The following is a 14,932-nucleotide window of genomic DNA, read 5'->3' as shown; positions in this document are numbered from 1 at the left end:
TGGCCCAATAAGAACAGAAATATACGAAATATTGACCGACTAAGAAGTGTGTTGGGCAACGGTCAATGAAATAATTATATAGCAAAACCAGTTAATTAAGGATGGGTTGGGATCTGGTCGAGCGTGAAAGATGGTGGGCAAACGCGTATATTCTTGAATATATCACAAATCGTCCCACTCACGGTCTGCGATGCGACACTCCCTATTCCCCACAAGCGCGGGCCTGACCTGCGCCAGCCAGGCCTTTGTCGGCTTCGCTCGCCGCACTAGTTTAGCGCCATGATCCCGCTTTCAGTCCTCGACCTTTCCGTCGTCACCACAGGCACAAGACCCGCCGCGGCGTTGCAGAACAGCATCGATCTGGCGCGCCATGTCGATGAACTCGGCTATGTCCGCTACTGGCTCGCCGAGCACCACAACCTGGCCTCGGTGGCCAGTCCCGCGCCCGATTTGATGATCGGGCAGATCGCGGCGGTGACGAAGAACATTCGCGTCGGCTCCGGCGGCGTGATGCTGCCCAACCACGCGCCGCTGGTGGTGGCCGAGCGCTTCAAGATGCTGGAGGCGTTGTTTCCCGGCCGTATCGATCTCGGCCTCGGCCGCGCGCCCGGCACCGATGGCGCCACCGCGCACGCACTGCGCAGCCGGCTCGATCGCCGCGAGGGCGATGATTTCCTCGAGCGGCTGAGTGAGCTGGTGTTGTGGGAGACCCGCGATTTCCCACCCGGTCATCCCTATAACAATGTGGTGGCGATGCCGGACGACACGCCGCTGCCGCCGATCTGGCTGCTCGGCTCGAGCGATTACAGTTCGGAGCTGGCCGCACAGGTCGGCATGGGCTTCGCGTTCGCGCATCATTTCGCGTCCTATGACGCGATCGCGGCGATGACCAACTACCGCGACCATTTCAAGTCGTCCGGTTGGCGTACCACGCCACATGGCATCCTCGCGATCGCAGCCGTTGCCGCCGAAACCGATGCGGAAGCCGAACAACTCGCGACCTCGATGGACCTCAACCGCCTGCGACGCGACCGCGGCCAGTATCTGCCACTGCCCAGTGTCGAGGAAGCGCAGGCCTACAGTTATACGGATTCCGAACGCGCTTCCGTTGCGCGCAACCGCTCGCGGCTGTTCGTCGGCAGTCCGGCGACGATCCTGGCGAAGCTGCAGCCGATGATTACGGCAAGTCAGCCGGATGAATTGATGATCATCACTGCCGTCTACGATCACGATGCGCGGAAGAAGTCGTACAGCCTGCTCGCGGAAGCGTTCGGGCCGAGCAAGAAAGCCGCCGCCTAGATCGTGATAACTTTTCTGCGAATCTGTATCTCATTCTCTTGAGCATTCCTGCTCTTGAGCATTCCTGCTTTTTCAGCATTCCTGATCTGCATGCCTGCGTTTGTTCGAGCCTCAGAAGCAACCAAGCGTTGTCAAAGGAGTTGTTGAAGTCTCCCAGCCAAGGAGAAAAACCATGGAACTGAAATCTGCAGTTGTTGGGTTGGCCGCCCTCGGCGGCGTTATGCTTGCCGCCGGCTCAGCTTCCGCCGCGATGCCGAACGGGCTTCCGCAGGCCGACCAGATCTCACGCCAGGCCGCTGATGTCGAGCAGGTCCGCTGGGTCTGCAACGCCTGGGGTCGCTGCGTGTGGCGTCCGGGTCCGAGATGGGGCGCCTATGGCGGTTGGGGCCCGCGCCCCGTGCGTCCGGGATGGCGCGGCGCCTATGCTTGGGGCGGGCCAGTTTGGCGCCCGCGGCCCGTGTGGGGTCCGCGTCCCGTGTGGGGTCCGCGTCCAGGATGGGGTCCGCGTCCAGGGTGGGGCTGGCACGGCCGGTGGTGATCGGAGAGGGGGCGTACGCCGGCTGATAACGCCGCGAGTACCGCTTTCATAATATCCGTATCATATCCGTATCCGCTGCACCATTAATGCCGCGCAACTCGCAGCTCGCTGGTAAGGGTCCGGCTGTTGCACGTCACGAATCTGCGCTCTCCGCGCCCACGGCAGCAGTCGTGCGCCGGGAGACGGAGGACAGATGCGTGTGCGTCCCTTAATCCAGCTTCTCGCTGAACGTCGCCCGGAACGGATGCGCCGGGTAGACGCCGACGATGCGGAATTCGCGCGAGAAGAATTTCAGTTCCTCCAGCGCAAAGGCGAGGCCCTTGTCCTCGGGATGGCCGTCGACGTCGGCATAGAATTGGGTCGCAAAGAAATTGCCGTCGACCATGTAGCTTTCCAGCTTCGTCATGTTGACGCCGTTGGTGGCAAAGCCGCCCATCGCCTTGTAGAGCGCGGCGGGAAGGTTGCGCACCCGGAAAACAAAAGTTGTGACCAGCGGCCCTGATCCCGGTTTGGCCCAATCCGCCTCGCGCGCCAGCACCACGAAGCGCGTGGTGTTGTGGGTTTCGTCCTCGACATCCTCGGCCAGGATGTCGAGGCCGTAGATTTGCGCTGCCAGCCGCGACGCGATCGCGGCGACGCGCTTGTCCTTGCGTTCGGAAACGTCGCGCGCGCTGCCGGCGGTATCGGCCGCGACGATCGGCTTGATGCCGAGTTTGCGGATGATGCGCCGGCATTGGCCGAGCGCGTGGACGTGGCTCTCCACCGTCTTGATATCGGTCAGCTTGGCGCCGCGGACCGCCATCAGTTGATGCTGGATCGGCAGAAACCATTCGCCGACGATGAACAGGCCGGAGGCCGGCAGCAAATGATGGATATCGGCAACCCGGCCCGCGACCGAATTCTCGATCGGGATCATGCCGAGGTCGGCCTCGCCGGAGGCGATCGCGGACAGCGCGTCCTCGAAGGTCGCGCACGGCAACGGCTCGGCGTCGGGATAGGCTTCGACGATGGCGATATGGGAATTGGCGCCAGGCTCGCCCTGGAATGCGATTTTGAGCTTCTTGGTCATGCGGGGCCTTTTAGCAGCGGCTCAGGCTTTGGCTATAGCGTTTTCGAGCGAAGTGGAGGCCGGTTCGCGTGAAGAAAACGCGTCAAAAAACAAAGGGGTAGAGCCTCGTTCAACCTGAACGAGGTTCTAATATGCGGCGGGCGGTTTCGAGGTCGGCTGGGGTGTCGACGCCGCGGGGGACGCTGTCGACGATGGCGATGTCGATCCGCATCCCGGCCTCCAGCGCGCGGAGTTGCTCGAGCTTCTCCTGTTGCTCCAGCGCAGACGGGGGCAGCGCCACGAACCGTTCCAGCGCGGCGCGGCGGTAGGCGTAGAGGCCGATGTGGTGGTAGCGGGGGCCGTCGCCATGAGGCGCCGTGGCGCGGGTGAAATAGAGCGCACGGAGCCGGTTCGGCCCGATCGGCGAGCCGACCGCCTTCACCACGCTGGGGGCCTGGTCCTCTTCCTCGGTATGGATCTGCGAGGCCAGCGTCGCAATGTCGACGGCGGGGTCGTCGAGCGGCGGCAGCGCAGCACGGATGGTGCTCGGCGTGATCGTGGGAAAGTCGCCCTGCAGGTTGACCACGATCTCGGCCTGGCCACCGGGATCGATCGTTCGCATGGCCTCATGGATCCGGTCGGAGCCGGAGGGATGATCGGCACGGGTCATCACCACCTCGCCGCCATGGGCCTTCACGGCGGCCGCGATTTCGGGCGTGTCGGTGGCGACCGCCACCCGGCCGATCTTGGCCTCCTCGGCCCGCCGCAGCACGTGGACGATCATCGGCAGGCCGCCGATATCCAGCAGCGGCTTGCCGGGCAGGCGGGTCGCCGCCATGCGGGCAGGAATCAGCACCAGGATGCGGGTTTCGGTCATCGGGCACGCGGTCTGGGGGCCAACAAAAACAGGCCTGAAATGATGGGGATTGGCGGAAAGTCGGCGCGTTTATACGGGTTGCCAGAGCCCGGGCAAACCGATATCTCAACCCTGCTGAGGGTGCGGCGCGAAAGCCTGATTCCTGATGCGCACCCGCGGCCGTTTTGCCGGCCTTCAGTCGACCTTTCCGGCCTGGAGCCTGATCCAACTATGGACTCCTTCGAACTCAACAAGATTCTCGGTGCCATCCTCGGTACCTGCCTCGTTCTCCTGGTGACGAGCTTTGCGGCCCAGGCGATTTTCGCGCCCGTGAAACCGGAAAAGCCGGGCTTCGAGATCGCCGTGAAGGAAGACGCTTCGCACGGCGGAGCCAAGGAAGCCGCCGCGCCGTCCGAGCCGATCGAGAAGCTGCTGCAGACTGCCTCCGTCGAGAAGGGCACCGCCGCCGCCAAGAAGTGCGCCGCCTGCCATACTTTCGAGAAGGGCGGCCCCAACCGAGTCGGCCCGAACCTCTACGGCGTCTTGAACGAGCCGAAGGGCCAGGGTCGCGGCGGGTTCAATTTCTCGGTTGCGCTGAAGGCCAAGGGCGGCACCTGGACCTATGACGATCTCAACAAGTTTCTCGCCAGTCCCAAGGGCTTTGTTCCGGGCACGGCGATGGGATTTGCCGGCATTTCGAAGGACAGCGAACGCGCCGACGTGATCGCCTATCTGCGCAGCCTTTCGGAAAGCCCGGCTCCGCTGCCGACAGCGGCAAAGTAAAATTTCGACAGTCCGGCATGGACCTCGCGACCACTTGACGGCCAGGCATTGCCTGGCCGTTTGCGTTTGAGGGATCGCATTACCGTTGCCGGAGTTGTTACCGGGGCTTTTCGCCGCAGCGACGAGGTTCCCAAGCTGCTATCATGAGGAAAAAGCAACGTAATCTGTCGAACCCTTGCCTTATATTGGGTCCTCACTAACTCGGGGCCTCATTGTTTGCGTAGTCCGTGTCATCGGGCCGGCGCGGATCGCGGACTTCGAAAGCACGGATACTGGCGTCAGCAACAGGAATTCTGCATTTGGCGATTACCCGACGACATCTCCTGCAAACCGGTGCCGCGGCCACGTTGGCTCCGGCGCTCGGGCTCACTGCGAACGTCTCCGCGATTGAAGCGGCCCACGCCCAGCCCGCATCGGGCGAATTGCCGTGGCGGCACGCGCTCTCGCTGTTCGGCGAGGTCAAATACCCAGCCGACTTCAAGCGCTTCGACTACGTCAATCCGGAGGCCCCGAAGGGCGGCACCGTACGTCAGATCCAGATCGGGACGTTTGATAACTTCAATCTTGTGGTTGCCGGCGTCAAAGGCTCGCTCGCAGGCGGCCTTCAGTTGATCTACGAATCTCTTATGACGCAGTCGCTGGATGAGGTTTCGACCGAATACGGCGAATTGGCCGAAGCCGTCAGCCATCCCGAGGATTTCTCCTGGGTCACCTACCGTCTCAGACGGGAAGCGAAATGGCATGACGGAAAGCCCGTCACGCCTGACGACGTGATCTTCTCGCTCAATGCGTTCAAGCAAAATCATCCGCAGTACTCGGCTTACTATCGGCATGTGGTGAAAGCTGAAAAAGTCGGTGAACGAGACATCAAGTTCAGCTTCGATGCGCCAGGCAATCGCGAGCTTCCGCAGATTGTCGGCCAACTCACGATCTTGCCGAAGCATTGGTGGGAGGGCGCTGACAGCGAGGGTCGCAAGCGAGACATCTCCGCGACGACGCTGGAGAAGCCGCTGGGTTCGGGTGCCTACCGCATCAAGGAGTTTGTCCCGGGAAGGACGCTGACGCTGGAGCGTGTGAAGGACCATTGGGGGCGCGATTCCAGCACGAATGTCGGACGTAACAATTTCGACGAACTGCGCCTGGAATATTTCCGGGACTCGACGGTCGCACTCGAGGCGTTCAAGGGCGACCAGGTCGATTGGCGCACCGAAAACAGTGCCAAGAACTGGGCAACGGCCTACGACTTCCCGGCCGTCAATGACAAGCGCGTGCTGCTCGAGGAGTTTCCAAACCGCAGTTCCGGAATCATGCAGGCATTCGCGCTGAATATCCGGCGTGAACAGTTTAGGGATCCGCGGGTGCGTCGCGCGCTGAATTTTGCGTTCGATTTCGAGGAAACGAACAAGCAGATGTTCTTCGGTCAGTACAAGCGCATCAGCAGCTACTTCGATGGCACTGAACTGGCATCAAGCGGGGTGCCGGAAGGCAGGGAATTGGAAATACTCGAAGCTGTACGCGCGGAAGTGCCTCCCGAGGTATTCACGAAGCCCTATGCCAATCCGATCGGCGGTAGTCCCGAAGCGGTTCGCGAAAATCTACGTGAGGCGCTGCGGTTGCTGAAGGAAGCTGGGTACGAGGTGCGCGAGCGCAAGCTTGTCGATAGCAAGACGGGAGCACAATTTGCGCTCGAATTGCTCGGTGCAGACCCGACCTTCGAACGGGTGATGCTGTTCTTCAAGCCGTCGCTGGAGCGGCTTGGCATCGCCGTCAGCGTGCGCACAATCGATCCGATACAGTATGAAAACCGGCTTCGCAGCTGGGATTTCGACGTGGTCGTCTCGTCATGGGCGGAATCGTTGTCACCCGGAAATGAACAGCGCGAGTATTGGGGTTCGCAGGCGGCGGACATGGCGGGTTCGCGCAATATCATCGGCATCAAGAATCCGGCGATCGACAAATTGATCGAGCGCCTGATCTACGCCAAGGGCCGAGATGATTTGGTTGCGGCGACCAAAGCGCTCGACCGGGTGCTGCTGTGGAACCACTATGTCGTTCCGCAGTGGAATTATCCCAAGGTCCGTACCGCGCGCTGGGATCGCTTTGGCCGGCCGTCTGAATTGCCCAAATACGGCCTGTCGGGCTTCCCGTCGTTGTGGTGGTACGACGCCGACAAGGCGGCGAAGATCGGAAAACGGTCTTGAACGATATCTTGCGCATGGCGCCATTCAATCGCCGGCACATGCTGGGTCTCGGCGTCGGTGCGCTGAGCGCTGTCGCCCTCAGGTCGGCTGCCGCCGCTTCCGAGGCGGGCACTGAAACGCACGGCATGTCGGTGTTCGGCGACCTGAAATACCCGGCCGACTTCAAGCATTTCGACTATGTCAATCCGGCGGCGCCGAAGGGCGGGTTGTTCTCGACGATCCCGTCGACCCGTGCCTACAATCAATCCTTCCAGACATTCAATTCGTTCAACGCCTTCATCCTCAAGGGCGAAGGCGCGAAAGGCATGGAGCTCACCTTTGCGTCACTGATGGCGCGTGCCAACGACGAGCCCGACGCGATGTACGGCCTTGCGGCAAAGTCGGTATCGATTTCGCCTGACAAGCTCACCTACCGCTTTACGATGCGCCCCGAGGCGCGTTTTCATGACGGCTCGAAACTGACCGCGCATGATGTTGCTTTCTCACTCAACACGCTGAAGGAAAAGGGTCACCCGCTGATCCTGGTTCAGCTGCGCGACTTCGTGAAGGCCGAGGCGCTCGACGATGAGAAGGTGACCGTTGTCTTTGCGCCTAACCGCGCGCGCGACGTCCCGCTCTACGTTGCTGGCCTGCCGATCTTCTCCAAAGCCTATTACGCGAAGCGCCCGTTCGAGGAATCGACCATCGAAATCCCGCTCGGCTCGGGGCCATACAAGGTGGGCCGATACGAGATCAACCGCTACGTCGAGTATGATCGGGTCAAGGACTGGTGGGCGGCCGATCTTCCCGTCAATCGCGGCAGCTACAATTTCGATACCGTACGCTATGAATTCTATCGCGACCGCGACGTGGCCTTCGAGGGCTTTACCGGCAAGAGCTATCTCTATCGCGAAGAATTCACGGCGCGGATCTGGGCCACCCGTTACGATTTTCCGGCGATCAAGGACGGCCGGGTCAAGCGCGAGACCTTGCCGGATGAACTGCCGTCGGGTGGACAGGGCTGGTTCTTCAACACCCGCCGCGACAAGTTCAAAGACCCCAAAGTGCGCGAAGCGGTCATCAATGCGTTCGACTTCGAATGGACCAACAAGACCGTGATGTACGGCGCCTATGCGCGCACGGTTTCGCCGTTCCAGAATTCGGACATGGTGGCGACCGGGCTGCCCTCGCCCGAAGAGCTGAAGCTGCTCGAGCCGTTCCGCGGGCGGGTGCCGGACGAGGTGTTCGGCGAGCCGTTCGTTCCGCCGGTATCGGATGGATCGGGCCAGGACCGGCAATTGCTGCGCAAGGCGCAGCAATTGCTGCAGGATGCGAAACTCCCCATCAAGGACGGCAAGCGGCTAATGCCGAATGGCGAGATCTTTACGATCGAATTCCTGCTCGACGAGCCGTCGTTCCAGCCGCATCACGCGACCTTCATCAAGAATCTCGGACAGCTCGGCATCGAAGCCAGCATCCGATTGATTGACGCCGTGCAGTACCGCGCGCGGGTGGAGTCCTTCGATTTCGACGTCGCGATTATGCGCCTGAGCATGTCGCCGACGCCGGGTGACAGCCTGCGGCCGTACTTTACCTCGCATGCGGCCGCCACCAAGGGATCGTACAATCTGGCGGGCGTAGCCAGTCCCGCGATCGACGCGCTGGTCGACAAGGCCATCGGCGCCGAAACGCGCGCTGATTTGACGATCGCATGCCGCGCGCTCGATCGCGTGTTCCGAGCCGGCCGCTACTGGGTGCCGCAATGGTTCCGCACCAACCACCCGATCGCCTATTGGGATGTGTTCGCGCATCCGCCCAAGCCGGCACGCTACACGCAAGGCACCGGGGCGCCGGATAACTGGTGGTATGACGCCGCCAAGTCCGCGAAGCTCGAGCAGGCGAAGTAATTCATGACCGCCTATATTGCCCGCCGCATTCTCCTGATGGTGCCGACGCTGCTCGGAATCCTGCTCGTGTCCTTCGCGGTCGTGCAGTTCGCGCCCGGCGGCCCTGTAGAACGCGTCATTGCGCAAATCTCCGGCGCCGACACCGGCGGCAGCTCCAGGGTATCGGGAAGTAGTGGCGGTGATTTCGGCGCACGCGGCCAGGTCGGCGCTTCGGCGGACGCGGTCAGCTCGAAATACCGCGGCGCGCAAGGCCTCGATCCTGACTTCATCAAGAAGCTCGAAGTCCAGTTCGGCTTCGACAAGCCGGCGCCGGAGCGTTTTGCGCTGATGCTGTGGAATTTCGCGCGCTTCGATTTCGGCAAGAGCTATTTCCGCGACGTCAGCGTGATCCAGTTGATCAAGGAGAAGCTGCCTGTCTCGATGTCGCTCGGCATCTGGATGACGCTGTTGACCTATCTGATCTCGATTCCGCTCGGCATTCGTAAGGCTGTACAGGACGGGTCAAAGTTCGACACCTGGACCTCGGCGGTGATCATCGTCGGGTTTGCCATCCCGGGCTTCCTGTTTGCGATCCTGCTGATCGTCCTGTTCGCCGGCGGCTCCTTCTTCAACATCTTCCCGTTGCGCGGCCTGACCTCGGATGGCTGGGCGCAATTTCCCTGGTACTGGAAGATCATCGACTATTTCTGGCACATCACGCTGCCGCTGATCTCGATGGCGCTCGGTGCCTTCGCCACCATGTCGCTGCTCACCAAGAACTCGTTCCTCGATGAGATCCGCAAGCAATATGTCATGACCGCGCGCGCCAAGGGCTGCAGCGAGCGGCAGGTGCTTTACAATCACATATTCCGCAATGCGATGCTGATCGTGATCGCCGGCTTCCCGAGCGCGTTCATCCACGCCTTTTTCTCCGGCTCGCTCCTGATCGAAACCATCTTCTCGCTTGACGGCCTCGGCCTGCTCGGATTCGAGAGCGTGCTGAACCGCGACTACCCCGTGGTGTTCGGCACGCTGTTCATCTTTTCGCTGGTCGGTCTCGTGGTCAACCTGATCTCCGACCTCGCTTATATGTGGATCGATCCGAGGATTGACTTCGAGGCGAGGGAAGTCTGATGGCGATGCTCGCGCCCCAGCCGGTCGAAACCACCACGCAGTCGCCGCTCGGCGAAGTCGTGCCGCCGGTGCGCCACGTCTTCCAGCCTTCGCCGCTCAATCGTCGCCGCTGGCATAATTTCAAGGCAAACCGCCGCGGCTACTGGTCGTTCTGGATATTTGCGATCCTGTTCGTGATCTCGCTGCTTGCCGAGTTGATCGCCAACGACCGGCCGTTCCTGATCAAATATGACGGGCATCTCTACTGGCCGGCCTTCGTCACCTATTCCGAAACCACTTTCGGCGGCGACTTCGAGACCGCTGCCGACTATCGCGATCCCTACTTGCAGAAGCAGATCGCGGAAAAGGGCGGCACCGTCATCTGGCCGCTGATTCGCTTTTCCTACCACACCCACAATCTCGACCTGCCGACGCCGGCGCCGTCACCGCCGACCTGGATGCTCACCGAAGCGCAGTGCAAGGAGGTGGTGCAGAAAAAGGGCCTCAAGGGGTGCAGCGACCTCGAATACAACTGGCTCGGCACCGACGATCAGGGCCGCGATGTGGTCGCGCGCCTGATCTACGGCTTTCGCATCTCGGTTCTATTCGGCCTGACGCTCACGATTATCTCCTCGATCATCGGCATCGCGGCCGGCGGCGTGCAGGGCTATTTCGGTGGTTGGATCGATCTGACCTTTCAGCGGCTGATCGAGGTCTGGACTGCCATTCCCTCTCTGTATCTGCTGCTGATCCTGTCCTCGGTGCTGGTGCCGGGCTTCTTTGTGCTGCTCGGCATCCTGCTGTTGTTCTCCTGGGTGTCGCTGGTCGGCCTGGTGCGCGCCGAATTCCTGCGCGGACGAAATTTTGAATATATCCAGGCGGCGCGGGCGCTCGGCGTTTCAAATCCTGTGATCATGTTCCGTCACCTGCTGCCGAACGCGATGGTGGCGACGATGACGTTCCTGCCCTTCATCGTGTCGTCCTCGGTGATGACGCTGACGGCGCTGGATTTCCTCGGCTTTGGCCTGCCGCCCGGTTCACCGTCGCTCGGCGAATTACTATCGCAGGCCAAAGCCAACGTGCAGGCGCCGTGGCTCGGCTTCACCGGCTTCTTCTCGGTCGCGATCATGCTGTCGCTTTTGATCTTCATCGGCGAAGCCGCGCGCGACGCCTTCGATCCGCGCAAGACGTTCAGGTAGGGCCAGCGCATGGACGCCGTCAACCAGCCCTTGCTCGATGTGCGCGATCTCTCGGTGGCGTTTCACCAGCCGAGCGGCGCCACGATTGCGGTCGACCGCGTCTCGTTTTCCATCAAGCGCGGCGAGTGTGTGGCGCTGGTCGGCGAGTCCGGTTCCGGCAAATCGGTCAGCGCGCTGTCGGTGCTAAGACTGCTGCCCTATCCGACCGCGTCGCATCCCTCCGGCACCATCCATTTCAAGGGCCGCGAGTTGCTCAATGCCTCGGAACGCGAGATGCGCGAGATCCGCGGCAACGACATCTCGATCATCTTCCAGGAGCCGATGACCTCGCTCAATCCGCTGCACACGATCGAGGCGCAGATCGGCGAGATCCTTTCGCTGCACAGCGGCATCGGCGGGCAGATGGCGCGGGCGCGCACGCTGGAGCTGCTGACGCAGGTCGGCATTCCCGACGCCGAAACCCGGCTGAAGAGCTATCCCCATCAATTGTCCGGCGGCCAGCGCCAGCGCGTCATGATCGCGATGGCGCTCGCCAACGAGCCGGACCTCTTGATCGCGGACGAGCCGACTACCGCGCTCGATGTCACCGTGCAGGCCCAGATCCTGGCGTTGCTCGCCGAGATCAGGTCCCGGCTCGGCATGAGCATGCTGTTCATCACCCATGACCTCGGCATCGTCCGCCGCATCGCCGACGTCGTCTGCGTGATGAATTCAGGCAAGATCGTCGAGCAGGGGCCGGTCGAAGAGGTCTTTACAGCGCCGAAGCACGCCTACACGCGCGCGTTGCTCGCGGCCGAGCCCAAGCCCGATCCTGCGCCGCCGCGGCCCAACGAGCCGGTGGTGATGTCGGCCGACAATCTCAAGGTTTGGTTCCCGATCAAGCGCGGACTGCTGCGCTCTACCGTCGGCCATATCAAGGCCGTGGATGGCGTCAGCATCGCGGTTCGCAAGGGCGAGACGCTCGGTGTCGTCGGCGAGTCCGGCTCCGGCAAGACCACGTTGGGCCTCGCATTGCTGCGGCTGATTTCCTCGGATGGCCCGATCGTGTTCCTCGGCAGCAACATCCAGGGCCTGCGCTTCAAGGCCATGTTGCCGTTCCGCCGCGACATGCAGATCGTGTTTCAGGATCCGTTCGGTGCGCTGAGCCCGCGCATGTCGGTCGGCGATATCGTCGCCGAAGGCTTGAGCGTGCATCAGAAGTCGCTGTCGTATGAAGAGCGCGAGGCGCGCGTCGTCAAGGCCCTCCAGGATGTCGGCCTCGATCCGCAGACGCGATTCCGCTATCCGCATGAATTCTCCGGCGGCCAGCGCCAGCGCATTTCGATTGCGCGCGCGGTGGTGCTGGAGCCGAACTTCGTCGTGCTGGACGAGCCGACGAGCGCGCTCGACATGCTGTTCCAGGCCCAGATGGTCGATTTGTTGCGCGAGCTGCAGCGCAAGCGCGACCTGACCTACATGTTCATCTCGCACGATCTGCGCGTGGTGGCCTCGCTGGCGAGCCATTTGATCGTGATGCGCCACGGCAAGGTGGTGGAGGAGGGGCCGGCAGCGGAGCTCTTCAAGAATCCGAAGAGCGACTACACCCGCGCCCTGTTCGCGGCCGCGTTCCGGATCGAGGCCGTGCCCGAGCCGCAGTAACAACCGTCAAGGGAAGCCGACGTCACCTTATGGGCCCCGGCTCTGCAGCGCACCGCTTCGCGCTGCGCAGCGTCCGGGGAACGGGGAGCGGTTTCGTGCCCCGGACGCGCCGCAGCACGTAGTGATGCGACGCCGAGCCGGGACCCACGACTTGGCGAAGACTGCGGCTATAGCCGCTTAATCGCCGTCACCTCGCTGCCGGCTGCCTTGATCCGCGCAATCGCTTCGTGTGTGTTCTCCACCACCGTTGCCATGTCATGCGCATTGGCGTGCACGATGGTGTCGGCGTCTCGCACGATCGCGACGTGGCCCTTCCAGAAGATCAGATCGCCGCGCTGCAGCCTCTTCATCTCGGCAGGATTCAATGCCCGGCCCAGGCCGTCCTGCTGCATGTCGCTGTCGCGCGGGCAGCCGGTGCCGGCGGCGTTCAGCGACACTTGTACGAGGCCGGAGCAATCGATGCCGAGGCTGCTCTTGCCGCCCCACAGATAGGGCGTGCCGACAAAGCGTTCGGCGACCGCGACGAAATCCTTTTCCATCGCGTCGAGGCTGGCGACATGCCGGCGCGGCAGATACCAGCCTTCGTCGGTCACGGCAAACCCGCCGTCTTCGTGCACGACCGTCACCCTTGCGCCCATCGGCAGCGTCTCGGCCGGAGGCAGCTTGATCGACGGCCCCGGGAACGCGAACATCCGCAACGCCGTGACCTTGTGCGTCGGAGCCGCGGCGGGCTTGACCAGCGCGGCGTCCGGAATCCAGCCGACATAGCCATCGCTGTTCAATTGGCCCCAGGCAAAGCCTTCGCCATCGCGGTCGTAGATCGTGACGCGTTCGCCCTTCAGCGCCTGCGTCGACAGCATGGCATCTGCCGATGGCGCCTCGCGCAGCGGCGCGATGGCGTCGCGCACGCAAAATTCCTCGCCGGTGACAAAGCGCGCGGCCTTCACCTTGCCTTCGAGATATTTCGCGGCGACTTCAGGCCGTGCCGGCGTCAGGCGCGGATCATCCATAGCGTTCGCTCAACAGTTTGTAGATCGCGCGCGCGGCCTGGCATTCACCCCCCTCGGGGCGCGCAGGTTTTGCCGAAGGCGTCCAGCCGTAGATATCGACATGCAGCCAGCTCTTTGCATCCGTGACGAAGCGCTGCAGGAACAGCGCGCAGGTGATCGAGCCGGCAAAGCCGCCCGACGGCGCGTTATTGATGTCGGCTGTCTTCGAATCCAGCCACGAATCATAGGGCGGCCACAGCGGCATTCGCCACAACGGATCGTTCTCCCGTTTCGCATGAGCTGCGACGCTTTCGGCGAGCGTCTCATCATGGGTGTAAAAGGGCGGTAAATCCGGTCCCAGCGCCACCCGCGCCGCACCCGTCAGGGTGCCGAGGTCGATCAACAGGTCCGGCTTCTCTTCATCCGCCAGCGCCAAGGCATCCGCCAGCACCAGCCGCCCCTCGGCGTCGGTGTTGCCGATTTCGACAGTCGGTCCCTTGCGCGACTTGAAGATGTCGAGCGGGCGGAAGGCGTTGCCGGCCACCGCGTTCTCGACCGCGGGGATCAGCACGCGCAGCCGCACCTTCAGCTTGGCATCCATCACCATCTGCGCCAGCGCCAGCACATTGGCGGCGCCGCCCATGTCCTTTTTCATGATCAGCATGCCGCTGGACGGCTTCAGATCGAGGCCGCCGGTGTCGAAGCAGACGCCCTTGCCGACCAGCGTCACCCTGGGATGGGCGGGATCGCCCCAGCTCAGATCGATCAGGCGCGGGGCGCGCGTCGAGGCCATGCCAACGGCGTGGATCAGCGGAAAGTTCTGCTTCACGAGCGCGTCGCCGACGATGCAGTTGAACTGGGCGCCGAAGCGCGTCGCCAACGCTTGCGCAGCCTGCGCCAGTTCTTCCGGGCCCATATCGTTCGACGGCGTATTGATCAGGTCGCGCGCCAGCGCGGCGGCCTCCGCCATCCGCGCGACATCGGCGACATCGATGCCGTCGGGCGGCACCAGCCGGACATCGGGCTTGTCAGCCTTGCGGTAGCGGCCGAAGCGGTAGCTCCCCAGCGCAAAAGCGAGTGTTGCCAGCCGCACGTCATGCGGCGCATTGGCAAAGCGATAGACGCCGGGCGGCAGCAGGCCGGGCAGCGCGCCCGGCCGGAACAGATCGCGTGACTTGGCGGTCTCGTCCTCCAGCCCGAAAACGACCTGCGCGATCTTGCCGTCCGGCCCGGGCAACGTCAGGCATTTGCCGGGCTTGCCGGTGAAATCGTTGGCGGACGCAAATTGCCGGGCCTGTTCGGGGAGTTCTCTGGCGATCGCGCTCCAGGTCGTCTTGGTGGCGAAAATGATCGGAATGGCGGCGGCGTCGGGCGCGGTCTCGAACGGGGATTGCATGCTGGTC

The 14,932-nt window shown here is 62.7% G+C and carries 12 protein-coding genes; 8 read left to right on the top strand and 4 right to left on the bottom strand.

Features of this window, described 5'->3' with window-relative positions; all coding sequences use genetic code 11:
* Positions 1-279 precede the first annotated feature (279 nt).
* Together V1279_RS30125 and V1279_RS30120 are read left to right on the top strand one after the other, a co-directional pair.
* Entirely contained in the window at positions 280-1,299 is a 1,020-nt protein-coding gene (locus tag V1279_RS30125) for an LLM class flavin-dependent oxidoreductase (protein WP_334443505.1), read from the top strand.
* A 172-nt stretch (positions 1,300-1,471) separates the two neighbouring features.
* Entirely contained in the window at positions 1,472-1,837 is a 366-nt protein-coding gene (locus tag V1279_RS30120) for a hypothetical protein (RefSeq protein ID WP_334443503.1), read from the top strand.
* Between the two features lie 208 nt (positions 1,838-2,045).
* Here the strand turns inward: V1279_RS30120 and V1279_RS30115 are convergent, their stop codons facing one another.
* Together V1279_RS30115 and V1279_RS30110 are read right to left on the bottom strand one after the other, a co-directional pair.
* Positions 2,046-2,906, bottom strand: coding sequence for a prephenate dehydratase (locus V1279_RS30115; RefSeq protein WP_334443501.1), 861 nt, complete (start codon positions 2,904-2,906; stop codon positions 2,046-2,048).
* A 109-nt stretch (positions 2,907-3,015) separates the two neighbouring features.
* Positions 3,016-3,762: a 3-deoxy-manno-octulosonate cytidylyltransferase gene (locus V1279_RS30110; RefSeq protein WP_334443499.1), complete on the bottom strand. Its 747-nt coding sequence runs from the start codon at positions 3,760-3,762 to the stop codon at positions 3,016-3,018.
* 210 nt (positions 3,763-3,972) lie between these two features.
* Between V1279_RS30110 and V1279_RS30105 the strand changes: the two genes are divergently transcribed.
* The 6 genes from V1279_RS30105 to V1279_RS30080 all read left to right on the top strand — a co-directional run bounded on the left by V1279_RS30105 (position 3,973) and on the right by V1279_RS30080 (position 12,540).
* A complete protein-coding gene (locus V1279_RS30105) occupies positions 3,973-4,524 on the top strand; it encodes a c-type cytochrome (protein WP_334443496.1) in 552 nt (183 codons plus the stop codon).
* A 299-nt stretch (positions 4,525-4,823) separates the two neighbouring features.
* The gene (locus V1279_RS30100; protein WP_334443493.1) at positions 4,824-6,725 is read left to right on the top strand and encodes an extracellular solute-binding protein; all 1,902 of its coding nucleotides are present in this window, start codon (positions 4,824-4,826) and stop codon (positions 6,723-6,725) included.
* A 14-nt stretch (positions 6,726-6,739) separates the two neighbouring features.
* Positions 6,740-8,611, top strand: a complete 1,872-nt coding sequence (locus V1279_RS30095; RefSeq protein ID WP_334446626.1) for an extracellular solute-binding protein — start codon at positions 6,740-6,742, stop codon at positions 8,609-8,611.
* Between the two features lie 3 nt (positions 8,612-8,614).
* Positions 8,615-9,724, top strand: a complete 1,110-nt coding sequence (locus V1279_RS30090; RefSeq protein ID WP_334443490.1) for a microcin C ABC transporter permease YejB — start codon at positions 8,615-8,617, stop codon at positions 9,722-9,724.
* Positions 9,724-10,902, top strand: a complete 1,179-nt coding sequence (locus V1279_RS30085; RefSeq protein WP_334443488.1) for an ABC transporter permease — start codon at positions 9,724-9,726, stop codon at positions 10,900-10,902. The genes V1279_RS30090 and V1279_RS30085 overlap by 1 nt, the downstream gene beginning before the upstream one ends.
* 9 nt (positions 10,903-10,911) lie before the next feature.
* The gene (locus V1279_RS30080; RefSeq protein ID WP_334443485.1) at positions 10,912-12,540 is read left to right on the top strand and encodes an ABC transporter ATP-binding protein; all 1,629 of its coding nucleotides are present in this window, start codon (positions 10,912-10,914) and stop codon (positions 12,538-12,540) included.
* Between the two features lie 167 nt (positions 12,541-12,707).
* Here the strand turns inward: V1279_RS30080 and V1279_RS30075 are convergent, their stop codons facing one another.
* Together V1279_RS30075 and V1279_RS30070 are read right to left on the bottom strand one after the other, a co-directional pair.
* The gene (locus tag V1279_RS30075) at positions 12,708-13,550 is read right to left on the bottom strand and encodes a C40 family peptidase (RefSeq protein WP_334443482.1); all 843 of its coding nucleotides are present in this window, start codon (positions 13,548-13,550) and stop codon (positions 12,708-12,710) included.
* Positions 13,543-14,925 (bottom strand): leucyl aminopeptidase family protein, encoded by a 1,383-nt coding sequence (locus V1279_RS30070; RefSeq protein ID WP_334443480.1) that lies wholly within the window; start codon positions 14,923-14,925, stop codon positions 13,543-13,545. The genes V1279_RS30075 and V1279_RS30070 overlap by 8 nt, the downstream gene beginning before the upstream one ends.
* Between the last annotated feature and the right edge of the window lie 7 nt (positions 14,926-14,932).

It is taken from the genome of Bradyrhizobium sp. AZCC 1610 (genome assembly GCF_036924515.1).
In the GTDB taxonomy this organism is placed as follows: Bacteria; Pseudomonadota; Alphaproteobacteria; order Rhizobiales; family Xanthobacteraceae; genus Bradyrhizobium.
This window is presented reverse-complemented; position numbering and strand designations above follow the sequence as displayed.